The sequence below is a fragment of the Mesorhizobium sp. M0011 genome (genome assembly GCF_040324155.1).
Lineage (GTDB): Bacteria > Pseudomonadota > Alphaproteobacteria > Rhizobiales > Rhizobiaceae > Mesorhizobium.
The window spans coordinates 66,779-89,133 of sequence record NZ_JAMYVQ010000025.1 but is presented as its reverse complement, the minus strand read 5'-3'; the positions used below and the strand labels follow the sequence as shown (position 1 = coordinate 89,133).

The following is a 22,355-nucleotide window of genomic DNA, read 5'->3' as shown; positions in this document are numbered from 1 at the left end:
ATCAGAAAAAAGGAATATATTCCTGTCTTCTGATTTTTGGCGAGACGCATTTGCCGATAACTAAGCGGAGGAGCTAGGCCCGACACCTGTCCGTAGACATTTGACGCTGCTTCAAAATCGCTGAAGCCTCGGCTTAATCCCTGAGAGCGAGGCTTCCACCTCTCCATCATCAGGGCATCAAAATAGACTCGAGCTAGTGTTTTAGAAACTGGTGGATAACTGGCCTGCCTTCTTTGCAACACTTCGCCTCAAGTACTTGCCCCCTAGACTCTTCGACACCCTCACCCTCTTATGAGATGCGGAGTTGAAGGGAGGGCATTCGTTGTTCTTGGAAAAGCATTCTAGATTCTTTCGGCGTTTTGAATTCTCATTTACGGCGAGACATGCGGGGGCGCCGAATCTACCGATTTTTGGCGACGCCAACGACTACAGCGTCTTTGACGCTCTCGGTACCAGAGCCGAAGAGGACAAAGCCTTAGAGGTCCAGCCAAACGGCGACGTCGTCGAACTCATGGAGGTTTCATATGACCCTAGGAGCCAGGCTCTGAATTTGCTTTTCCATCGAGCGTCCCCTGATGCGGCTGAGCCGACCTATCGAAAAAAGGCTCGTCAGAAGGCCGGTAAGAAGGTCACGATCCGGAAGGCTGAGAAGCAGGAGGGCGAAGAACAATCGGTATCTGCCCATCTAGTCATATATGATCTGCCCGTTCGCCCAGGAACTTATCGGGCTGCCTTGGAGGAGATACCAGGCATCAGCATGGCGGTGGTTCGGCGCATCATCGGACAATGCCTCCATGAATATCAGTACGATTTTCAGCGAAAGAAAAAACAGGTCAACACATATAGCGTGTTCAAACCGGTCGGCGTTCCATCAGAAACGCTCACCGGAGCGCTTAAAGGCGGAACGCTCAGTTATGTCACCCTAGTGAGGCCTGCGAAGGCGGATTTCGTAGACGCGGACGGCCTGTTTCGCCCTCAGACCGAAACCATGAGGATTAAAGTCGAAGGGCAGATCAGCAACGGCAATTGGCGAGACTATCTTCCAGCTATGATCCGAAAGGCAAAAGCAGCGGGTTGGACCGATTTTAGCGTTGATCTTGAGTTAGACGACGAACGCCGCCGAACGGTCAAACTTGATAGGCAGGATGAGGCCAAAGAGGTTCTTTTTATTCGGTCTGATGAATTGCACTTCCAAACGGAACTGGATGTTTGCTCCGTCGACATCGTTGACGAAGTCGTTACCAAGGCTTTGAAACTCTTGAAAGAAGGCTAAAGTGCGCGGCGGTGTTCTGACATACCCCCTTAGTTACCTGACTCTGAAGGACGAGAGTGGCAGAAAACTGTTCCGAAGAAATTTGGTGACTGTTCTTGCCCTGGCCATCGTTATCAGCGTGCCTTTCGTAACGCTGGACGCCAACTACTTCGGTGACAAGGGCTTTCTCGATCGCTTTGGAAACTTCTCTGCGGTGTTGACAGGTTTCTATATCGCAGCGCTCGTAGGCGTCGCCAGTTTCGCCTCATCTTTCGGAGAGTTGGACGATGAGATTGAAGTTGGCCGGATTAGCAGGCCAGTTCCAGATCCAGCCGAGGGAGAAGACCCCGAGGAATTTCTGACCCGGCGTCAGTATGTTTGTTCGATGTTCGGCTATCTGGCCTTTGTGTCCCTAGTGCTGTCGGTAGGCGCCATTTTGTTCATCGTCGCAGCTGATCAAATGCAGCCGGTGGTGCAGCACGTGAAAGCATGGCTAGAGCCAAGCACGGCGGACTGCACTCTGGCTGCAATCAGAGGAGCTATTATTATTGGCTTCGACGTGGTGGTGGCGCACATGCTTATCACCACATGCCACGGCCTCTATTACCTGATCGACCGGCTTTATGCCCAAAAGCCAAAAATTTCACAAAAGCGGAAGTAGAGATAGTTCACTGATGAGCGAGCAGATGGACCCAACCCGTTCGTTGTGTGGACGACTTCGCAACGCTATTGATTAGTGATGAGCTACTCCGATGTATCGCTACGGACCCCCTCAATCGAGGCGGCCAACCGCGCAGAGGTGACGGCGCTATTGATCCGCAGCGGATACCGCGTCTATCGATCTGAAGCCGACATAGACGGCGAGGATCTTGTTGTCAGGACGCCAGGCGGCGAGCTGATAGCAGTTCAGCTTAAGGGAAGGCCTCTCGTCGACTGGAAGCGGTATGGGGACAGAGGCATATGGATGCTCTTCCCTTCGCAGAAATACGAGGCCGGCAAAGCCCGAGATTGGTACCTCGTGCCCCATGATCAATTCTTCGCCTGGGTAAAGAATCGTCACGGGCACGCTCCGAAATGAAACGACCTTTGGCACTATCCATCGATGTCGAAGGACATGAGCGAATATCTCATACAGCGGAAGCTGTCGGCGACCATGCAGTAGCCGCCAGCTAAGAGCCGCCTGCAACAAGCTGCTGCAGGCGGCTCCCTAATCGTTTGGAGGTCGGTGACCTGTCCGAAGCTACTTGGCGTTCGGGTTCGGCATCCAGGCCGGCATCGCGACATCGGCATGGGCGAACTGCGGCAGCTTGGCCGACAGGTCTTCCATGTTCTTGATGTCCTTGTCGATGAGGTCCTTCTGGGTGATCAGCGTCGGCGGCACGACGACGTTGTGACCGGGATCTTCACCGGCCAGCAGCTGTGCCAGCGCGCGCACCGAGACCTGGCCGACGACGGCCGGGTTGGTGGCGGCGGTGGCGGCCCAGGCGCTGTCGGGCTCGCGCATTGCTGATATATCGGATGTCGAGATGTCAGCCGAATAGATCTTGATGCCCTTGTTGAGGCCGGCTTCGTCGACAGCGATCTTCACGCCCTTGGCGAATTCGTCATAGGGAGCGAACATCACCTTGATGTCGGGGTGGGCCGACAGCACCGAGCGCGCCTGGTTGGCGACGGAGTTGGCGATCGGATTGTCGAGCGTGCCGAACATCGCGACTTCCTTGATGCCGGCATACTTCTTCTTCACGTCGACCCAGGTCTCGTTGCGGCGGTCGAGCGGCGCGATGCCGGCGACGTAGACATAGCCGGCATTCCAGCTCTCGCCATTGTCCTTGACTGCCTGTTCGAGCGCGAGGCGGGCCAAATCGCGGTCGGACTGTTCGACCTGCGGGATCTTAGGGTTTTCGACATTGACGTCGAAAGCCACAACCTTGATGCCGGCGTCGACCGCACGCTGCGCGGCGTCCTTCATCGATTCCGTCAGGCCGTGCTGGATGATGATGCCCTGCACGCCGAGCGCGATGGCCTGATCGACCATGTCGGACTGAAGGGCGGCATCCTGGCGGCTGTCGAGGACGCGCAGGTCGATGCCGAGCGCCTTCGACTGTGCCTCGACGCCCGAGAGATAGGCCTGGAAGAAGTCACCGGTCGAGAGATAACGCACCAGCGCGATCTTGACGCCGGGCTTGTCGAAAGGCGCCGGCTTGTCCGCGGCAAAAGCCGGGACCTGCATCAGCATGGTTGCGCCGGCCAATCCGAGCGCCACCTTTCCCAGAAGTCTTCTTGTAATGCTCACTTTGTTTTCCTCCACTCTTGTTGAACTCGAAAATCCTGTTCCGGTCGAAAGCTACCTCCTGCCCCTGCCCGAAAGCGCAAAGGTGAAGACAAGGGCGACGACCAGAACCACGCCCTTGACGAAATCCTGCGTGTAGTAAGGCGCGTTCATCATCGTCAGGCCTTGCAGCAAGATGCCGACGAACAGCGCACCGATGGCAGTGCCGAAGGCGTTCGGCTTGGCGGCACCTAGCACCGCGTAGCCGATCAGTGCCGCGGCGACCGCATCGAGTAGCAGATTATTACCCGAGGCGATGTCGCCGCGTCCAAGCCGGGCAGCGAGCAAAATACCGCCGATCGAGGCAAAAACTCCTGAAATAACGTAGGCCCAGATCTTGTATGCCTTGACAGGCGCACCGGCGAGTTCGGCGGCGCGCTCATTGCTGCCTACGGCATACATCATGCGCCCGAAGCGGGTGTATTCGAGAAAGAACCAGATCAGCACGGCGAGCACGAGCAGCACGACTACCGACACCGGAATGAGGTTGGGGATGAAGAAGTCGAAGCGGTGGCGGCCGAGCGCCAGGAAGGCGTCGGAGAATTTGCCGTTGGCGACCGAACCGTCCGGCATGGTCATGCCGGTGGCGATCGAGCGGCCTTCTGTCGGAATGCGCTGCAGGCCGACCAGCAGGAACATCATGCCGAGCGTCGCCAGCAGATCGGGCACGCGCATGTAGACGATCAGCCAGCCATTGATCAGGCCGACAATGGCGCCGATGAGCAGGCAGACGACGACCGCGACAAGGGCGTTCTGCTCCAGCACCACCATGACATAGGCGGCCGCCATCATGGCTGACGTGGCGACCGAGCCGATCGACAGATCAAAGCCGCCGACGACCAGCGTGGCGGTGACGCCGAGCGCCAGCACGCCGGTGATGGCGACCGACTGAAAGATGAAAACGGCACTTTGCGGCGAAACGAAACCGTCGGCGGCGATCGAGAAATAGGCGACGAGCCCGAACAAGAGCACGATGAAGCCGTAGCGGATGGCGTGGTCGCGCAATGTCATTCGGCGCTCCCGCGCGCTGCTGCCGTCTTTACCCAATCCGAACCCATGCTCTCTCCATTCCAATTCCTATCGCCCGCGCTCCTCAGGCGGCACTGTGCAGCGGTCCGCCGGCGACCTCGGCCAACAGACGGTCGAGATCGACATCGGCATTGCGGTGCTCGCCGACGATGGTCTGCTCCGACATCACCAAGATGCGATCGGCGGTCTCCAGCGCCTCATCGAGCTCGGTGACGAACAGCAGCGTGGCGCGGCCGTTTGCACTGGCCCTGAGCTTGGCGGCAATGTCGCGCCGGGCCGAGATATCGACGCCCTGAAACGGCTCATCCAGAATGAACAGTCTTGCCTCCTGCGCCATCCAGCGGGCGACCATCACCTTCTGCTGGTTGCCGCCGGACAGCTCCGACATTTCGTCCTTCTCGGAACGGCAGACGATGCTCAGCTCCTCGATCTGCCGGCGTGCCGTGGTGCGTTCGAGGCGGCGCCTCAGGATGCCGAAGCGCGACATGCGCTTGTGAAACGGCAGGCTGATATTTTCCTGGATGTTGAAGCTTTGGACGATGCCGTTCTCGCCGCGGTCCTTGGCGACGAGGAACACGCCGGCGGCGATCGCCTCGCCGGCTGTTTCAGGCGCATAAGGCCTGCCGTTCAGCGTCATTGTACCGGCGAGCGGCTGGCGCACGCCAAACAGCGTCTCGGCAAGCGCCGTCTTGCCGACGCCGACGAGGCCGGTGATGGCAACGACCTCGCCGTCGCCGAGCGTCAGCGAAATCGGCCGAGCGCCGTGTGCAATGCGCAGACCTTCTATCTTGAGGACGGCCTTGGCCGAATTCCTGACGACGATCTGGTCGAGATGGATCTTGCGGCCGAGCATGGCATTGACCGCGCCCTCATAGTCGAGCGGTTTCTTGTCGAAAATGCCCGAGATGATCCCGTCTCGCATCGAGATGATGCGATCAGCCAACCGCCTGATGTCCGACATGCGATGCGAGATGTAGAGGATCGCCACGCCCTGCTCGCGCAGCCTGTCGATCAGCGCAAACAGCCGATCAGCCTCGGCGCTGGAGAGCGATGAGGTCGGCTCATCGAGGATCAGCACTTTCGGCTGGTGCGCCAGGGCGCGGGCAATCGCCACCATCTGACGATCGGCCAGCGAAAGATCGCTCACCCGCGCCTTCAAATCGATGGTCAGCCCCATGCGCTCGGCAACCGCCTTGGCCTCCCGCCGCACGCGCATTGGATTGAACAGGGTCGGCGCACCGCTGCCGCTCAGTCGGTCGAGGGTCAGGTTGGTGGCGACGTCGAGATCGGCGACGACACCGTCGTTGATATTCTGGTGCACGGTGACGACGCCGGCGCGGATCGCTTCGGCAGGGGTTTTCGGTGCGAAATCCTGGTCGGCGAGCGCCATCGTGCCGCCGCCGCGTTCGTAGACACCGGAGATGATCTTGACGAGGGTGGATTTGCCGGCGCCGTTGGCGCCCATCAGCACGGTGACTTCGCCGGCATGCAATTCGACCGAGACGCCGCCTAGCACCTCGTTATGGCCAAAGGATTTCCTCAGTCCCTCTACGCGGAACACGGCATTACCGACCATGCGTTCCTCCCTGACATGACGCTATGGGCTGCATCGGCAATTGTCAACACGATTGACAATTGCCAGATCGCTTCCTAGCTTGGCCCAGCCGCCATGCGTCCGTTATGTTCGGAGCGCATAAGCGGGAGGATGACGATGACTGAAAAATTGCGGTTCGAAGCACTATCGGTCGAAACCCTGGCTGCACGCCTTGGCGGCAACGAGGCGCTGTGCGCGAAGATCGGCAAGGACACTGGCGCCTGGAAGGTCCGCGAGGTCGGCGACGGTAATCTCAACCTGGTGTTCATCGCCGAGGGCGCCAATGGTGCAGCCGTCGTCAAGCAGGCCCTGCCCTATGTTCGCCTGGTCGGCGACAGCTGGCCGCTGCCGTTGAAGCGCTCCTTCTTCGAATATCACGCGCTGACCAGGCAAGAGGCGCGCGCGCCAGGCTCGGTGCCGGCGATCCATTATTTCGATGAAGGCCAGGCGCTGATCATCATGGAATATCTTGCGCCGCCGCACATCATCCTGCGCCGCGCCCTGATCGACGGCCGCCAGCTGCCGAACATTGCCCGGGACATCGGCCTGTTCATGGCCCGCACGCTGTTTCGCGGCTCCGACCTGCACATGGCCGCCAAGGACCGCAAGGCCGATCTGGCGCTGTTCGCCGACAATGTCGAGCTCTGCGACATCACCGAAAGCCTGGTGTTTTCCGACCCCTATTTCGACGCCAAGATGAACCGGCACACCTCGCCGCAGCTCGACAGCCTGGTCGCCGAACTGCGCGCCGACCGTGACCTGAAGGTCGAGGCGCAGCGGCTGAAGCACATCTTCGCCGCCAATGCCGAAACGCTGCTGCATGGCGATCTGCATTCCGGCTCGATCATGGTCACCGACACCGAAACCCGGATGATCGATCCGGAGTTTGCCTTCTACGGCCCGATGGCCTTCGATGTCGGCATGCTGCTCGCCAATTTCTGGATGTCCTTCTTCTCGCAGCGCGGCCACGAGCAGGAGGGAAAGCGCGACGCCATGCGCGCCTATCTGCTCGGGGTGACGACCGAGACCTGGGCGGTGTTCCGCGCCGAGTTCTCGCATCTATGGCGGACCGAACGCACCGGCATGCTCTACCAGAGGAGCCTGTTCGAGGATCAGGGCGACAGGCTCGGTGCCGAGCAGGCGCTCGACCATGTTCTGCACCAGATGTGGACCGATTTGCTCGGCTTTGCCGGCATCGAGGTGCACAGGCGCATCCTCGGCCTCGCCCACAATGCCGATTTCGAGACCATTGCCGATGAGGATTTGCGCGCCAGTTGTGAGGCAAAGGCGCTGAAATTCGGCCGTCACCTCGCCGTCAACCGGCGCCAGATCCACAGCATCGACGAGGTCAACCAACTGGCCGCGCTGATCGAACAGGAGAGCAGCCTTTGAACGTCGGCGACCGCCACTATCGCACCATCTGGCTGAGCGACGACGGCCGTTCGGTCGAGATCATCGACCAGCGCTGGCTGCCGCATGATTTCCGCATCGAAACGATCGGCACGGTCGACGGCATCGCCACCGCCATCCGCGATATGTGGGTACGCGGCGCGCCGCTGATCGGCGTCACCGCTGCCTACGGCGTCGCCATGCAGATGGCCGACGATCCGTCGGATGCAGCGCTCGACGCCGTGTGGGAGACCCTGCACGAGACGCGGCCCACGGCGATCAATCTGCGCTGGGCGCTGGACGAGATGCGGCGCTTCCTGCGGCCTTTGCCTCCCGAACAACGCGCGGCAGCCGCCTATCGGCGGGCCAGTGAGATCGCCGACGAGGATGTCGGCCTCAACCGCGCCATCGGCGAGAACGGTCTCGCCATCATCAAGGCGATCGCTGCGCGCAAGCAGAAGGGCGAGCCGGTCAACATCCTGACCCACTGCAATGCCGGCTGGCTGGCGACAGTCGATTACGGCACGGCGACCGCGCCGATCTATCTGGCCACGGAGGCCGGCATTCCGGTCCACGTCTATGTCGACGAGACACGGCCGCGCAACCAGGGCGCCCAGCTGACCGCCTGGGAGATGGCCGGCCACGGCGTGCCGCACACGCTGATCGTCGACAATGCCGGCGGCCATCTGATGCAGCGCGGCGAGATCGACATGGTCATCGTCGGCACCGACCGCACCACGGCCGACGGCGATGTCTGCAACAAGATCGGCACCTATCTGAAGGCACTCGCCGCCGCCGACAATGATGTGCCGTTCTATGTCGCGCTGCCGTCGCCGACCATCGACTGGACGGTGCATGACGGACTGGCCGAGATCCCGATCGAGCAGCGCTCGGCCGACGAGGTCTCGCTGGTCTGGGGCAAGACCGCTGCCGGCGAGATTGCCCAGGTGCGCATTTCGCCGGAGACGACGCCTGCGGCCAACCCGGCCTTCGACGTGACGCCGGCGCGGCTGGTCACCGGCCTGATCACCGAGCGCGGCGTTGCCAAGGCATCGCGCGAGGGATTGAAGGCGATGTTCCCCGAGCGGGCGTAGCCACGTCCCTAGTACAGAGGCTCGGCCATATGCTTCGGCGTCGGCCATGTCTCGGTAATGCCCGGCTGCACCGGCCGCTCCAGATAGGTCGATAAAACCACATAGCTGCGCGTCGAGGTGACGCCCGGCGTTTCGTACAGGCGCGCCAGAAGGCCTTCGAGTGCTCTGGTGTCTTCCGTGCGGACCTTCAGCAGCATGCAGGTATCGCCGGCGACGGTATGGATCTCCTCGACCTCGGGATATTGCGAGACCGCCATCAGTTCCGGCGTCTTTCCCCAGCCCCTGGTGTCGATATGGACAAAGGCAAGCAAAGGCTTTTTCACCGCCCGGGGATCGATGATGGCGACCGTGTTGCGGATGGCGCCGCTGCGACGGAGCCGTTTGACCCGCTCATGCGCTGCGGGTGGCGACAAGCCGACGCGATCGCCGAGTTCGGCGTAGCTGATCGTGGCGTCATCGACCAGGACGCCTAATATTCTTCGGTCAATCGCGTCGAGGTCGCGGGCCGTAGCCTTGTTCTGCGGAATACCATCTGTTTCTTCATCCATGGCGAAATTCCTGGTTCTCCACTGAATAGAATACGGCCATTATGCTGATATGTCGAACATTGATCAAGTTGCGCCATTGACTGCCCGAGCCCCGATCCCGGCGCTTGCCTATCTCTTGACGGGCTGCATCGCCGTCATCGGTTCGAACTCGCTAGTGCTGGGTCCGATCGCACCGGCTGTCGCCTCGTCGTTCAGAACCAGCGTGCCTGCCGTGATGATTGCGGCGGCCGCGTTCGGCCTCGGCACCTCGGCCAGCGCCCTGTTCCTGGCCCGCTACATCGACCGGCTCGGCGCACGCCGGATGCTGCAGGGCGCACTGTTGCTGCTGGCACTAGCGCTGGTGGCGAGTGCCGCCGCACCCACGGTGATCATGCTGGTCTCCGCACAGCTGCTGGCCGGCATCGCTGCCGGGATCGCCATGCCCGCGATCTATGCCAGCGCCGCGGCCATCGCCCCACCGGGCAGGGAGAGCGGCACGATCGGCGTCGTGCTGACCGGATGGACGCTCAGCATGGTCGCCGGCGTTTCGCTTTCGGCCGTGCTTGCTGATCTTGTGCATTGGCGCGCCGTTTTCGCAGCGGTCGCGGTGCTTGCGGCCCTTGCATGGATGGGGCTGACAGTGACGTCGCTTAGCGACATCAGGAAGGCCGGACCGGCGCCCGCCCCGCTGGAAGCGCTCGGCATTCCCGGAATCCTGCCGCTGCTGGTCGCATGCGCGGCCTTCATGACTTCGTTCTACGGCGTCTATGGCTATCTCGGCGACCATCTTCATGTCGGGCTCGGACAGCCGGTGAGCGCCAATGGCCTGGCGGCGCTTGCCTACGGCATAGGCTTCGGCACCGCTGCTCTGCTCGACGGCGTCATCGACAGACTGGGTGCGCGGCGCGTCATGCCGTTCGCCTATCTTCTGGTTGCCGTCGTCTACGTCGCGATGGCCACGACGAGCGGCAGTTTCGGGCTGACCTTGACCATGGTGGCGATCTGGGGACTGGCCAATCATTTCGGCCTGAATGTCCTGGTGATGCGCCTGTCGGCGCTCGATCCGTCGCGGCGCGGCACGATCATGGGCCTGAACAGCGCGGTGACTTATCTCGCGGTCTTCGTCGGCACCACCAGCTTCGGGCCGCTCTACTCCAGCTTTGGTTTTGCCACCTGCGCACTGGTCGCGGCATTGCTGATGCTGGTTGCCGCTTCGGCAGCGGCGTGGCGCACGCGGTAATCGAACGGACTTGGTCCAACCTTCTCACGGTTGACAGCAGCGCCCTGCCCTTTCATACAAAGCCGTTAATGTTCTCAGGGCGGGGTGAGAGTCCCCACCGGCGGTAAAGGTTTCGGCCTGAGCCCGCGAGCGCTTTCCGGTTTCGGAAAGGTCAGCAGATCCGGTGTGATTCCGGAGCCGACGGTTAGAGTCCGGATGGAAGAGAACGAAACGGAAGCCGGCCCGCTTTTCGCGGGCTTAATCCGTATCGTGCGTCCTGATTCTGGTTCGAAACGGAAGGATGGACCCATGAATCAGCATTCCCATAAAGACTATGAAACGACTCGCATCGCCGTTATCCGCGCGCGCTGGCATGCCGATATCGTCGACCAGTGCGTACAGGCCTTCGAGGCGGAACTGGCCGGCATCGGAGGCGAGCGCTTCACCGTCGATGTCTTCGACGTGCCGGGAGCCTATGAGATTCCGCTGCATGCCAAGACCCTGGCCGGAACCGGCCGCTATGCCGCGATCCTCGGTACCGCCTTCGTCGTCAATGGCGGCATCTACCGGCATGAGTTCGTCGCCAGCGCGGTGATCGACGGCATGATGAACGTGCAGCTGTCGACCGGTGTACCGGTGCTGTCGGCGGTTCTCACGCCGCTCAACTACCATGACAGCGCCGAGCACCACCGCTTCTTCTTCGAGCACTTCACGGTCAAGGGCAAGGAAGCGGCGAACGCCTGCGTGCAACTCCTGGCGGCGCGGGAGTCGATCGCGGCTTAAGTCACCAAAACGGCCGGATTTCAACCCTGCAACAAGAATTGCGATCGAGAAGAGCTCTGAAGGTTGCGGTTCCGTTGAAATCCCGCCAGAAGCATCAAGGGCCGACCGGCAACCGGCCGGCCCGCGACGTTGCGCTTGAAACCAGATACGGGAGACTATTGGGTGGCTCGCATAACACTGAGACAATTGCTCGACCACGCTGCCGAATACGGCTACGGCGTGCCCGCTTTCAACATGAACAACATGGAACAGGGCCTTGCCATCATGGAGGCCGCCGAGGAGACCAAGTCACCGGTCATCCTGCAGGCAAGCCGCGGCGCCCGCGCCTATGCCAATGACGTGGTGCTGGCCAAGCTGATCGACGCGCTGGTCGAAATCCACCCCGACATTCCGGTCTGCATGCATCTCGACCATGGCAACAACGAAGCCACCTGCGTCACCGCTATCCAGTACGGCTTCACCTCGGTCATGATGGACGGGTCGCTGAAGGAAGACGGCAAGACGCCGGCCGACTACGCCTACAATTCCGGCATCACCAAGCGCGTCGTCGACATGGCGCATTGGGGCGGCGTGTCCGTGGAAGGCGAGATTGGCGTGCTCGGCTCGCTGGAGAGCGGCGGCGGCGAGCAGGAAGACGGCCACGGCGTCGAAGGCGCGATCAGCCACGACCAGCTTTTGACCGATCCCGAACAAGCGGTCGAGTTCGTCAAGGACACCCATGTCGATGCGCTGGCGGTTGCCATGGGCACCAGCCATGGTGCCTACAAATTCTCGCGCGAGCCCGACGGCGCGGTGCTGGCCATGAACGTCATCGAGGAGATCCATCGCCGCCTGCCCAATATGCACCTGGTCATGCACGGCTCGTCCTCTGTACCCGAGGACTTGCAGGAGATCATCAACAAGTATGGCGGCCAGATGAAGCCAACCTGGGGCGTGCCGGTCGAGGAAATCCAGCGCGGCATCAAGCACGGCGTGCGCAAGATCAACATCGACACCGACAACCGCATGGCGCTGACCGGCGCGATCCGCAAGGTGCTGACCGAGAACCCGAGCGAGTTCGATCCGCGCAAATATTTGACACCGGCCATGGCCGCCATGCGCAAGCTCTGCAAGGAGCGCTTCGAACAGTTCGGCACCGCCGGCAACGCGCAGAAGATCAAGCCGCTGCCGGTCGCCGAAATGGCCAAGCGCTATAAGTCGGGCAGCCTCGACCCGAAGTTCGGCTGAGTTCCAGCGATTTATCCCAGAGCTGCCAGAAGCAACCTGGCAGCTCTGGCGACGGCTGTTTTACTCCGGAGTCTCGGCCTCGGCACGAACCAGCTTGATATCTGCGCCAGCCGCCCATGCGCCGATATCTTCCCGACGCAATGCCGCCGCCATCATGTCTGGAAACAGATCCGGCGTGCAGGCAAAGACCGGAATGCCGAGGGCGGCCACCGAGCCTGCCATCTTCGGGTCATAACCCGGCCTGCCCTGGTCGGTCAGCGCCAGGAGCACCACGACGTTGACGCCGGAGCGAACGAGTGCAGCAAGCCGCTGCAGCAATTCCTGCCCGTTGCCGCCCTCATAAAGGTCAGTGATCAGCACCATATGCGACTTGGTCGGCCGTTCGATGCGGTCCGCGCAATAGGCCACGGCCTGGTTGATGTCGGTGCCGCCGCCCAGCTGCACGCCGAACAGGACTTCGACAGGATCGCTAAGCTCCTCGGTCAGATCGACGATTGCCGTGTCGAAGCAGACAAGCTTGGTCCGCACCACCGGCAGGGAGGCCATCACCGCCGCGAATATCGAGGCGTAGATTACCGAGCTTGCCATAGAGCCCGACTGGTCGACGCACAGCACCACCTCATCCAGGTCGACCAGCCTTCGCTGTTTGCGCATGAAGCCGACCAGCTTCTCCGGCACGATGGTCTTGTGCTCGAGCTGGTAATGGCGAAGGTTGGCTGAGATCGTACGCGGCCAGTCGATGTCGCGCTGGCGTGGGCGGTTGGTGCGCTGCGATCGGTCGACCGCGCCGCGTATCGCCTCGGCTGCCTCCTGTTCCAGCCGCTGCATCAGCTTGGCAACGATATCGGCGATGATCGTGCGCGCAATGTCCTTGGTCTTGGCCGGCATGACCGAGCGGAGCGAAATCAGGTCGGCGACGAGATTGACGTCGGCCTCGATCGCTTTGAGGAATTCCGGCTCCATCAGCATCTGCTTCAGGTTGAGCCGTTCGAAGGCATCCTTCTGGACGATCTGGACGACCTGTGCGGGAAAGAACGACCTGATATCGCCCATCCACTGTGCCACCCTTGGCGCCGAGCGGCCGAGGCCGCCGCGCCGCTTGCGCGGATCGGCAGCCGCATCGCCGGCACCATCGCCGTAAAGCGCATCGAGCGCCGCGGAAAGCCGCTTGTCGGTGTCGGACAGCGCTGACGAGGTTTCCTCATCGGCACCGATCGCCATGCGCCAGCGGCGCTCCCGTCCGTCGCCGGCTTGGATTGGCTCGCTGATTTCGGCCTCGTCATCCATTGCCGGCCTCGCTCATCAGCAGGGGTCCAAGCCGTTCCAGGTGCCGGCGCCACGCTTCGCCGCCATCCGGAGTCGGCGTCAGTCCGGCAGGCAGCCGTGCGGTGCGGCCGAGCACCGCTTCGATCAACCGTCGCCGCTCCATCGAGTCCAGATGCGAAAAGACCCGGCGCAGCAACGGCAGATGAGCAATGAAGGCCTCTTCGTCGAGGGATGCGAGCCAGGCATCCACCGCACCGCGCAGGCCCTCGTCGTAGATCAGCCGTTGGCCGGCAGTGCTGAAGAAACCCTCGAAGAACCCTGCAGCCTCGGTGACCGGCGTTCCTGGAGACAGACGTCGTGCGATCAGACCGGTTGCCGCGTCGGCTGACAAATGGCCGGCTTCGTAGAGCAGATGCGCGGCACAGCCTGCCACCAGCGCCGTCGAGCGCGATCCATCGAGCACCGCAGCCAGTCCATTGCGCCAGATGTCCAGCACGTCCTGTTCAGGCTCGACCAGACTGATCGCTTCGTCGGCTTTGCGCATGGCGCCGACCAGCGTCGTGGATGCCTGGGCATCGAGGTCGCGGGCGGCATAGGCAAGTGCGATCCCGCCTTCGACGATCAGCCGCTCCAGGAGGCCGGACAGACGGGCGGTTTCCGTCTTGCGAGCCTCGCCGTAGCGGATGATGTCGGCGAGCGGCGGCACCGATGTCAGGATTTCCAGGCATTCGCTGCTGCGCGCCGCCCGTTCCTCCAATGCCGCGAGACCGGCGATCGACGCTTCCGACAGGTTTGCCGTGATGGCGCCCTGGACCAGTGCGGCCATCGCATCAAGAGACGTCGCCGCGCCGATCATCTGGATCAGCCGGCCATTGGCCGCCTTTTCGATGGTTGGTCCGTAGACCAGGTTCTCGACCAGTCGAACGGCATATTCAGGTTCCCACGACAGCATCCAGCGCTCGCGAAAGGTGCCGCGGCTGCGGCCGCTGTCGGTCAGCTTGCCCCAATGCACGCCAAGCACGGACAGCCGGTGCAGCAAGGTCGATCGAAACAGCCCGCTTTCGCTGCGCAGGTCGACCGACAATTCACGCTCCAGCGCTTCGGGCTTCAGCCGCGCCGCCTTCTGGCTGCGCTGCAGGTCCTCGATCAGCGGCGCCAGCGGCGTGTCCGGCGGAATTTCACCGACATCGGCGCCCAGCAGCAATTCGGCTTCGACCAGCGCCCACAGCAGCGCTTCCCCGTTGAACAGGGCGGCGATCGCGGCGTCACGCAATTCCTCGAAACCGGGCTTTGGCCGTTCACGGATCACAGCCAGCGTGCGGGCCAGCCGTTCGGCTTCGATCAGCGAGGCGGTCGAGACCATGTGCCCCTTGGCCCTCAGGACCGCCGCGATCTTTGCCAGCCACAGGACCGAGGAGTCCCCTTGCCCGCGCGTCTGCCACAGATGCTTGCACCAGCCGGGCGCGACAACGCCGGCGCCATAACCGAAGCCCAGCGCCAGGCGCGGCCCCGTCCACGGCGCCCAGGTCATCATGCTTTTGCGGCGGGCGAGCCCCTTGAGTAGCGCCTGGTCCTCCTTCAGCGGTCGCGTCGCCTGCAGTGCCGGCACATGGAAGGCACCGCAAACGATAGCGATCGGCCCATCGAATTCCTTTCGCGCGGCGGCGATTTCAAGTCGCATATGCGCTTCGCGCTTTGCCTCGAATTCGGCAAGCGGACCTTCGCCTTCGCGCAACGTCGTCATCGCGTCGGCTATTGCCGCGAAGATTGGGCCGGGCTCAGGGTTCTGCTCGATGATATCAGCCCACCAGCTTTCGCCATCTTCATAGCCGGCAGCTTGTGCCAGCGTTCCGATCGGGTCCCGCAGATGCGGCGCCAAGTCAGCCTCAACGCTGGCTTCCGTTCCATCGCTATCGGTTTCCCCCACGGCCTCAATCGGCGCAGTGCGGGCTGAAGACGGCAAATCGATGAAGCGCACTGCCGCATTGTTGGTGACGGCCCAGAGCGTCGCCTGGTACTCCGGCGAGAATTCGGCGAAGGGCCAGAAGCTTGTCGAGGCCGGATCGTCTTCGGGATAGCAGAGCAGCGCCACCGGCGGCTGCATTTCGGGGTGGGCCAGCAACGGCAGCAGGGCCGAGGCGTCGGCTGGCCCTTCGATCAGCACGGCGACCGGTTTCAAATCCTGCAACGCCTGCACCAGGCTGTCGGCGGAGCCGGGCCCGTGGTGGCGTATGCCGAAATAGGAAACGTCGCTATGCGCCATGGCGTCAGATCGCCGCGTTCAGGGCCGCATAGTAGCCAGCATAGTCGGGCCGCTTCTTGAGCACGGTTTCCAGATATTCCTCCAGCACCAGTTTGTCCTGCACCGGATCCTTGACGATCGCGCCGACGAGGCTGGCCGCCAGGCCTTCGGCACCGAGCTTGCCGCTGTCGAACCAGGCCGCCTGGCTGAGCCCTCCAACCATGGTGGCGATCGCTTCGGCCGTGGACAGCGAGCCGGACGGGGTCTTCAACGTCACCTTGCCATCGGCTGTCGCGCCGGAGCGCAACTCGCGAAAGATGGTCAGCACGCGGGCGATCTCCTCGCCGACATTCTTCGGTACCGGCAGGTCGAGACCGCCAGCCATCTCACCGACGCGCTTGGAGACGATCGCCACTTCCTCAGCCATGTCTTCGGGCAAGGGCAGCACGACGACATTGAAGCGGCGCTTCAGCGCCGAGGACAGCTCGTTGACGCCCTTGTCGCGGTTGTTGGCGGTGGCGATGATGTTGAAACCGCGCTGGGCATAGATCGACGTGTTGAGTTCAGGGATCGGCATCATCTTTTCGGACAGCACGGTGATCAGCGTGTCCTGCACGTCCGAGCCCATGCGCGTCAGTTCCTCGAGACGGCAGAGCTTGCCGTCCCGCATGGCGCGGTAGAGCGGCGTCGGCACCAGCGCGTCCTGGCTTGGGCCCTTGGCCAAAAGCTGCGCGTAGTTCCAGCCATAGCGGATCTGGTTCTCGTCCGTACCGGCCGTGCACTGCACGATCAGCGTCGAATCGCCCATAATGGCGGCGGCGAGATGTTCCGACACCCAGGATTTCGCCGTGCCGGGAACGCCGAGCAGCAACAGCGCGCGGTCGGTGGCAAGCGTTGCCACCGCGGTCTCCATCAGCCGGCGGCGGCCGACATATTTGGGCGTTATCACCGTCCCGTCGTCAGCCTTTCCGCCGAGCAGGTAGGTGAGAACCGCCTTTGGCGAAAGGCTCCATCCGGCAGGCCTTTGCCGGTCGTCATTGCGGGCGAGCGCCTGCAACTCGGTGGCGTAGGCCTGCTCGACCGGGAGACGGATGGCTGCGTTCATTTGCTGTTCTCCGGATTGATGGTGTGTTGGTTCAGGCCGGCCAGTGATGCGTTGAGGCGCAGAAGACCGAGCGAAGGCGCCGCCGGAGCCATGCCCGCCGCAACGACATCCCCGATCAATTTTTCCGCCGTCGCCGCGGTGGCGAGAAAGCCTATTGTTTCCAGTAGCTGATCGACGCCTCGCTTGACGGCGTCATCGTTTCCCGCAACGGCAGAATGCAGCGCTGGCAGGGTCTGACCATTTGTTAGGTCAGCCCACTCCAGCCAGCTTGCTTCGATGCCTTCGGCCAGATTGAGCGCGCCAAGATATTGCGTATCTTTCAAGACCAGCCTGACCAGGACACGCTTCCTGCGGCTGTCCAGGCGCGCCATCAGGTGGAGGAGGAAAAGCGCCGGCTTGCCGCCTTCGGCGACGAGCGTATCGGCCATATTCATCACTGCGGCGTCGCTGCCCGACGCGGCGACCATTCGAGCGACAAGGATATCGGCGTTGTTCTCGGCGCCGAATTGCCACGCTCCGATAAAGTCGGATTCGGTGACGCCGAAGCGCGCGGCAAGATCGACCAGGTTACAGGTCTCGAACAGTTCGGCGCGACGTCTTTCCTGCGCCGGCGATTTGAGTTTTGCCGGCGTGTAGGTGGTGCGGCGGCGGATGAAGCCGGATTTGCCTTCAGCGATGAAGGCAGCGAGTTCGGCCGTCGGATCTTCCGGCCCGCCATCGCCTGGCGAGCCGTGCTCTCCCAATCTTGCCAGCAACCGGCCAGCGAGCTCGCGCACCTTGCCGGAACGATCGGCGGAGAGGCTCTTCAGGAACGGCACGTCATCGGCGCCCAGACCGAAGCGCAACAGGTCGACGAGTGCAATCCTGATCTCCGCCGGCTCGCCGGATGCCTTGGTTTCGATCAGCTGCCTAGCCGAAGCCGGTGCGGTGCGGCGCATATCGGCGAGCGCGGTGCGGCGTGCGGCGGGATAGAAGTCATCCCAGTTTTCCACCGTCAGATGCTCCTGGCTTGCAGGTTTTTCGCCGTCCGCGCCTGCCTGCCAGTCGATCCAAGGTGCATAGACGTCCGGACTGCTCTGATCCGACGCGGCTGGCATCCAGTCCATCGGATGCAGCACGAAGCCGCGGCTGGCGACGAGCGTGACCACACGCGACTTGCTTCTTGTGTCGGCGGCATGCTTTAGCGCGGCTCGCAATAGCGGCCGCAGCCGTTCCGGCAGCATCGGCAAGGCGAGTTCGGGCAATTGCGGGCGGCGTTTCAGCGTCTTTGGCGCGGCTGGCCGCAAGGCGATGTCGAGAGCTTGTGCGGCGATCGCCAGCAGCCGGCGTTCGCGCTCGTCGGGGCTGGCACCGCCGGCGATCTCCTTCCACGCGCCCGGAGCCAGGTCGAAGGTGGTCCCGCCGGTGATCCAGCAGTCGCGCATGGCCGCCAGGCCGGTCTGCTCGATCTCGTTCACGACAGGTCAAGCCTACCGAAACCGCTTTGCGCCGCCAGCAGGTCAAGCCGGCTGCCATTCCAAAGTGCTGCCGTTGCCATAAGGTCCAGCCCAAGCAGCGTTGGATTGACGGTGTCGGCAATCGGCAAGGCGATACCATGCGGATCGCCGGCGGCTTGCCACCAGGCGGCGCCCCGATCGTCCAGCAGGATCGCGCCGGGCGGCAGCATGACAGGACAATCGGTGAGCCAAGGGGCTGCGTTCTGGTGAGCAGCATGCGCCGCGAGCGGATCGGCTGTGTGAAAGCCGAAATCGGGCCACTCACCTGTCGGGACGTCGCCCTTGCGGTCCGCCACCAAGGCCCGCAGCGGCTGGCGTGCCGGGTAAAAGACCAGCCTGGCATCGAACCGGTCGCCCGGTGTGAAGGCGTTCGACCGGCGACCGGCCGAGGCCGGAAAATAGTCGAGCAAGAGAGCAAATTGCGGGCTCGCGCTCTTCAGGTCGAGGAGCCAGGTCGAATGGCTGACGAGACCGTCACGGCGCGACTCGATCTTCTCGCCAAGCACCTCCCAGACGCTTTCGACCTGTTTGGCATCGGGATCGGCCAGAACCTGCTCACGGCTTTCGGACGTCGATACGAGCCGCCTCAGTTCGGCGTCTCCTGGTGTCGATCGCCAGGCCTTGACCACCAGCACAAGCTTGCCGAGTTCGCGGAGCGCCGCGTCCGGGCGCTCCTCGCTGCGCAGCCCCATCAGCCGTGACGGAATCTCGTCGATGCGGCCGGCAAGCGCTGTCGCCTTCATGTCGACCAGCCGTGCCGCAATCCGGCGGCAACGATCACTGCTGTTGTCGACAAAACCGGCCAGGCCAAGCCGCAACTGGTCAGCGATCCATTGATCCAGCTCATCCAACGCCGCCGACACCGCGGATTGCGTATCCAGCGTCCGCTTGCGCTGCGCTGCCTCGCGGCGCTCGACCGCAGCGGCGTCCTCGATGTCTGCGCTTTCGTCGTCGCGCGAGGCCTCGCCAATGCTCTTGCCTCCCGCACCGGGCGCTGGCGCCGCCGGCTGCGGCGAGGCCTTCCTGCGGCGGCCGAGCCAATCATTCACCCATTCCGGGGTCGAGCCTGCGGCGGTAAAACTGGCCGGCGTGGTGGCTGCAATCCACATCAGCGCCAAAGTGTGCTTGCAGGGAAATTTCCGCGACGGACAGGTGCATTTGTAGCCATGGTCGCCGGTGTCGACGACCACACGATAGGGATTGGAGCCGGAACCCTGGCATTCCCCCCAGAGGAGCCCCAGTTGATCGCTCTTTTCGAGCCGTGGCCAGTTCGATTGCCTGGTCAACCTAGAAGCGGCGCTCAACGACGCCTGATCGGGCGCGAGCGCTTCGATGGTTTTCAAGTCGAATTCCAAGCCGCGCCTCTCGTCGCTCGAACGATACGGGTAGCCAGTATAGATGGCCGTCTATGACGGATTCTTGTAGCAGCAACCGTACAGAGATCGATACAGCTGAACACAATAGTTGCGCCAGTCAATCTGATCCGTCGGCAATGCAATTGCTATTCAGCGATGTCTCCCCCGAGAAATTATCTCTTGGCGAGGATAAACGCGCGATATGACTTATTGAAGCGTCCGCGCCGGCTGACCGGCGTGGTCGCGTGCGATGCCGGCTTCGGCATCCTCGGCGCCAAAAGCACGGTCGAGGCCCGTCGCCACGACCGAGACCCTGAAGCGGCCTTCCATGCCCTTGTCGAAGATGGCGCCAACGATGATGTCGGCATCCTCGTAGACCTCTTCGCGGATGCGGGTGGCGGCCTCGTCGACCTCGAACAGGGTCATGTCCCTGCCGCCCGATATCGAGACCAGCACGCCCTTGGCGCCTTTCATCGACACTTCGTCGAGCAGCGGGTTGGCGATCGCGGCTTCGGCCGCCTTCATCGCCCGACCCTCGCCGGAGGCCTCACCGGTGCCCATCATGGCGCGGCCCATGTCGCGCATCACCGATTTGACATCGGCGAAGTCGAGATTGATCAGGCCTTCCTTGACGATGAGGTCGGTGATGCAGCTGACGCCGGCATAGAGCACCCGATCGGCAATGACGAACGCATCGGCGAAGGTGGTCTTGGCATCGGCGATCCGAAACAGGTTCTGGTTCGGGATGACGATCACCGTGTCGGCGCTCTCGCGGAGCCGCTCGATGCCCTCTTCGGCCATCTGCATGCGGCGCCGACCTTCAAAGGCGAACGGCTTGGTGACGACACCAACCGTCAGGATGCCGGCCTTGCGTGCCGCCTGGGCGATGATTGGAGCCGCACCGGTTCCCGTGCCGCCGCCCATTCCGGCGGTGACGAAACACATATGCGTACCGGCCAGATGGTCCATGATCTCGTCGAGCGATTCCTCGGCCGCGGCGCGGCCGATCTCGGGAAGCGATCCGGCGCCCAATCCTTCGGTGACGTGGGCGCCAAGCTGGATCAGCCTGGACGCCTTCGACATGGTCAGCGCCTGGGCGTCCGTGTTGGCGGCGATGAATTCAGTACCCTGAAGCTGCTCCGCGATCATGTTGTTGACGGCATTGCCACCGCCGCCACCAACGCCGATCACGGTGATCTTGGGTCTCATCTCGGAGATTTCGGGCTTCTTGAACTCGGCCATGCCTGTGTCTCCTTCGCCAATTGCGCGCGCTTCACGACCCACCCGCAGACTGCCTTGAAACCTTGCAATCGAGCGGCATGATGCGAATCACTCCGTTGCGATGGGTAGCCCAAAAAGCCAGACAGCGGCCAGAGGTGCAAGTGCATGCGAGGTCAAGATTTGTGATGACCGTTTTGCACAGCGTGGCAGAGACGCCATATGCCTGACAATCAAGCCGTCGGCCTTGGTGCGACGCGTCGGCTTGCCGCGCAACGATCGAAGCGTCTATCATGTGCTTGATAAGTCGCTGACTTCGGCGTTCTCGCCGGGCTCGGCCACGCAGAATCCCCAGCGGCGAAACCAGCCGGCCGCACAGATTTCTGAACCGATGAAGCAGCGCCCCGCCAATGGCCGACAAAACACAATTCGGGTTGACCGCCGTCGACACCGTTCCCTTGCATGAAAAAGTCTATCTGGAACTTGTGCGGGCGCTGATGTCCGGCCAGTTCACGCCGGGCCAGAAGCTGACGTCGCGAAAACTCGCAAGGGAACTCGGCACCAGCGACATGCCGGTGCGCAGCGCCTTCATGCGGCTGCAGGCGCTGCGGGCGCTCAGCCCGATGCCGAACGGCAGCGTCGAAGTGCCGGCGATATCGGCCGAGCGGTTTTCGCAATTGACCGCGGTGCGGACTATCCTCGAAGGCTCGGCGACCGAACTGGCGACAAAACGCATCAATGGCAACAATCTGCGCACGATCCGACGCCACGCCACCGACCTGACTTTGGCGGCCCGCAAAGGCGATATCGATGATTACCTGCGCAAGAACCACGACTTCAAATTCTCGATCTATCGCCATTGCGGCAACGAGCAGATGATCTTCCTGATCGAAACCGTATGGATGCAGGTCGGCCCTTTCCTCAGGAACCTTGCCATGGGTTTCGAGGATAACCTCGCCTCCATCCTCGACATCGACTTTCACGAGGAAGTCGTCGCTGCGATCGAGGCCCAGGATGGCGAGCGCGCCCGCGCTGCCATCGTGCGCGACATCGACGAAGGGGCCTCGCACATACTGCAGCAGGCGAGATTTCCGAAGGCGAGAAACTGATGCGCGTCGCGTTTGTGCGGATTCGGGCGACGCCACTTGGCTTTCCGGCCTCTTGCCTCTATGTTGCGATCGCAGATCGCGCAATTGGTTTTGAAATGCCTCCCGACATCCCGGCTAGTGA

Annotated in this window: 19 protein-coding genes and 1 riboswitch; of the genes, 9 read left to right on the top strand and 10 right to left on the bottom strand. The window is 62.4% G+C overall.

Annotation, left to right across the window (positions count from 1 at the left end; translation table 11 throughout):
* Positions 1 to 322 precede the first annotated feature (322 nt).
* From NKK51_RS24210 to NKK51_RS24200, 3 genes are all read left to right on the top strand, one after another.
* Positions 323 to 1,273 (top strand): hypothetical protein, encoded by a 951-nt coding sequence (locus NKK51_RS24210; protein ID WP_352554827.1) that lies wholly within the window; start codon positions 323 to 325, stop codon positions 1,271 to 1,273.
* An 85-nt stretch (positions 1,274 to 1,358) separates the two neighbouring features.
* Positions 1,359 to 1,913, top strand: a complete 555-nt coding sequence (locus tag NKK51_RS24205; RefSeq protein ID WP_352554826.1) for a hypothetical protein — start codon at positions 1,359 to 1,361, stop codon at positions 1,911 to 1,913.
* A 78-nt stretch (positions 1,914 to 1,991) separates the two neighbouring features.
* Positions 1,992 to 2,330, top strand: a complete 339-nt coding sequence (locus tag NKK51_RS24200) for a hypothetical protein (RefSeq protein ID WP_352554825.1) — start codon at positions 1,992 to 1,994, stop codon at positions 2,328 to 2,330.
* Between the two features lie 162 nt (positions 2,331 to 2,492).
* Here NKK51_RS24200 and NKK51_RS24195 read toward each other — a convergent pair whose 3' ends face one another.
* From NKK51_RS24195 to NKK51_RS24185, 3 genes are all read right to left on the bottom strand, one after another.
* A complete protein-coding gene (locus NKK51_RS24195; RefSeq protein ID WP_352554824.1) occupies positions 2,493 to 3,545 on the bottom strand; it encodes a substrate-binding domain-containing protein in 1,053 nt (350 codons plus the stop codon).
* Positions 3,546 to 3,596: 51 nt separating this feature from the next.
* A complete protein-coding gene (locus tag NKK51_RS24190) occupies positions 3,597 to 4,592 on the bottom strand; it encodes an ABC transporter permease (RefSeq protein ID WP_023808756.1) in 996 nt (331 codons plus the stop codon).
* Between the two features lie 82 nt (positions 4,593 to 4,674).
* A complete protein-coding gene (locus tag NKK51_RS24185) occupies positions 4,675 to 6,186 on the bottom strand; it encodes a sugar ABC transporter ATP-binding protein (protein ID WP_352554823.1) in 1,512 nt (503 codons plus the stop codon).
* Between the two features lie 135 nt (positions 6,187 to 6,321).
* On the opposite strand from NKK51_RS24185, the gene mtnK reads away from it, so the two are divergent.
* Positions 6,322 to 7,596 carry an S-methyl-5-thioribose kinase gene (gene mtnK / locus NKK51_RS24180; RefSeq protein ID WP_023808758.1) on the top strand — a complete coding sequence of 425 codons (1,275 nt, stop codon included), beginning with the start codon at positions 6,322 to 6,324 and terminating at the stop codon, positions 7,594 to 7,596.
* Complete coding sequence (mtnA, locus tag NKK51_RS24175) at positions 7,593 to 8,687, top strand: S-methyl-5-thioribose-1-phosphate isomerase (RefSeq protein WP_352554822.1); 1,095 nt, start codon at positions 7,593 to 7,595, stop codon at positions 8,685 to 8,687. Before mtnK ends, mtnA begins: the two co-directional genes overlap by 4 nt.
* Before the next feature lie 8 nt (positions 8,688 to 8,695).
* Here mtnA and NKK51_RS24170 read toward each other — a convergent pair whose 3' ends face one another.
* Positions 8,696 to 9,235: an Lrp/AsnC family transcriptional regulator gene (locus tag NKK51_RS24170; RefSeq protein WP_023808760.1), complete on the bottom strand. Its 540-nt coding sequence runs from the start codon at positions 9,233 to 9,235 to the stop codon at positions 8,696 to 8,698.
* Positions 9,236 to 9,284: 49 nt separating this feature from the next.
* Here NKK51_RS24170 and NKK51_RS24165 point away from each other — a divergent pair, with 49 nt between their 5' ends.
* From NKK51_RS24165 to fba, 3 genes are all read left to right on the top strand, one after another.
* Positions 9,285 to 10,454 carry an MFS transporter gene (locus tag NKK51_RS24165; protein WP_128302414.1) on the top strand — a complete coding sequence of 390 codons (1,170 nt, stop codon included), beginning with the start codon at positions 9,285 to 9,287 and terminating at the stop codon, positions 10,452 to 10,454.
* Between the two features lie 66 nt (positions 10,455 to 10,520).
* A riboswitch (FMN riboswitch) is annotated at positions 10,521 to 10,665 on the top strand.
* Between the two features lie 77 nt (positions 10,666 to 10,742).
* Positions 10,743 to 11,216 (top strand): 6,7-dimethyl-8-ribityllumazine synthase, encoded by a 474-nt coding sequence (locus NKK51_RS24160; RefSeq protein ID WP_352554821.1) that lies wholly within the window; start codon positions 10,743 to 10,745, stop codon positions 11,214 to 11,216.
* Positions 11,217 to 11,378: 162 nt separating this feature from the next.
* Positions 11,379 to 12,443, top strand: coding sequence for a class II fructose-bisphosphate aldolase (fba, locus tag NKK51_RS24155; RefSeq protein ID WP_352554820.1), 1,065 nt, complete (start codon positions 11,379 to 11,381; stop codon positions 12,441 to 12,443).
* A 60-nt stretch (positions 12,444 to 12,503) separates the two neighbouring features.
* Here the strand turns inward: fba and NKK51_RS24150 are convergent, their stop codons facing one another.
* The 6 genes from NKK51_RS24150 to ftsZ form a co-directional block, all read right to left on the bottom strand.
* Entirely contained in the window at positions 12,504 to 13,730 is a 1,227-nt protein-coding gene (locus NKK51_RS24150) for a VWA domain-containing protein (RefSeq protein ID WP_352554819.1), read from the bottom strand.
* A complete protein-coding gene (locus tag NKK51_RS24145) occupies positions 13,723 to 15,972 on the bottom strand; it encodes a DUF5682 family protein (RefSeq protein WP_352554818.1) in 2,250 nt (749 codons plus the stop codon). The genes NKK51_RS24150 and NKK51_RS24145 overlap by 8 nt, the downstream gene beginning before the upstream one ends.
* A gap of 4 nt (positions 15,973 to 15,976) precedes the next feature.
* The gene (locus NKK51_RS24140) at positions 15,977 to 17,056 is read right to left on the bottom strand and encodes an ATP-binding protein (RefSeq protein ID WP_352554817.1); all 1,080 of its coding nucleotides are present in this window, start codon (positions 17,054 to 17,056) and stop codon (positions 15,977 to 15,979) included.
* Positions 17,053 to 18,513, bottom strand: coding sequence for a DUF5691 domain-containing protein (locus NKK51_RS24135; RefSeq protein WP_352554816.1), 1,461 nt, complete (start codon positions 18,511 to 18,513; stop codon positions 17,053 to 17,055). Before NKK51_RS24135 ends, NKK51_RS24140 begins: the two co-directional genes overlap by 4 nt.
* On the bottom strand, positions 18,510 to 19,895 hold the full coding sequence (locus NKK51_RS24130; protein ID WP_352554815.1) for an SWIM zinc finger family protein: 1,386 nt from the start codon (positions 19,893 to 19,895) through the stop codon (positions 18,510 to 18,512). Before NKK51_RS24130 ends, NKK51_RS24135 begins: the two co-directional genes overlap by 4 nt.
* Before the next feature lie 219 nt (positions 19,896 to 20,114).
* Entirely contained in the window at positions 20,115 to 21,149 is a 1,035-nt protein-coding gene (gene ftsZ / locus NKK51_RS24125) for a cell division protein FtsZ (protein ID WP_023808769.1), read from the bottom strand.
* A gap of 386 nt (positions 21,150 to 21,535) precedes the next feature.
* Between ftsZ and NKK51_RS24120 the strand changes: the two genes are divergently transcribed.
* A complete protein-coding gene (locus NKK51_RS24120; RefSeq protein ID WP_023808770.1) occupies positions 21,536 to 22,234 on the top strand; it encodes a GntR family transcriptional regulator in 699 nt (232 codons plus the stop codon).
* Positions 22,235 to 22,355 lie beyond the last annotated feature (121 nt).

What these genes read in the sequence shown, in the direction of transcription:
- NKK51_RS24150 (WP_352554819.1), bottom strand. Translation starts at nt 13,730, where the DNA reads ATGGATGACGAGGCCGAAATCAGCGAGCCAATCCAAGCCGGCGACGGA.
- NKK51_RS24140 (WP_352554817.1), bottom strand. Translation starts at nt 17,056, where the DNA reads ATGAACGCAGCCATCCGTCTCCCGGTCGAGCAGGCCTACGCCACCGAG.
- NKK51_RS24185 (WP_352554823.1), bottom strand. Translation starts at nt 6,186, where the DNA reads ATGGTCGGTAATGCCGTGTTCCGCGTAGAGGGACTGAGGAAATCCTTT.
- NKK51_RS24120 (WP_023808770.1), top strand. Translation starts at nt 21,536, where the DNA reads ATGGCCGACAAAACACAATTCGGGTTGACCGCCGTCGACACCGTTCCC.
- NKK51_RS24145 (WP_352554818.1), bottom strand. Translation starts at nt 15,972, where the DNA reads ATGGCGCATAGCGACGTTTCCTATTTCGGCATACGCCACCACGGGCCC.
- NKK51_RS24170 (WP_023808760.1), bottom strand. Translation starts at nt 9,235, where the DNA reads ATGGATGAAGAAACAGATGGTATTCCGCAGAACAAGGCTACGGCCCGC.
- NKK51_RS24165 (WP_128302414.1), top strand. Translation starts at nt 9,285, where the DNA reads ATGTCGAACATTGATCAAGTTGCGCCATTGACTGCCCGAGCCCCGATC.
- mtnK (WP_023808758.1), top strand. Translation starts at nt 6,322, where the DNA reads ATGACTGAAAAATTGCGGTTCGAAGCACTATCGGTCGAAACCCTGGCT.
- NKK51_RS24200 (WP_352554825.1), top strand. Translation starts at nt 1,992, where the DNA reads ATGAGCTACTCCGATGTATCGCTACGGACCCCCTCAATCGAGGCGGCC.
- NKK51_RS24190 (WP_023808756.1), bottom strand. Translation starts at nt 4,592, where the DNA reads ATGACATTGCGCGACCACGCCATCCGCTACGGCTTCATCGTGCTCTTG.
- ftsZ (WP_023808769.1), bottom strand. Translation starts at nt 21,149, where the DNA reads ATGGCCGAGTTCAAGAAGCCCGAAATCTCCGAGATGAGACCCAAGATC.
- NKK51_RS24160 (WP_352554821.1), top strand. Translation starts at nt 10,743, where the DNA reads ATGAATCAGCATTCCCATAAAGACTATGAAACGACTCGCATCGCCGTT.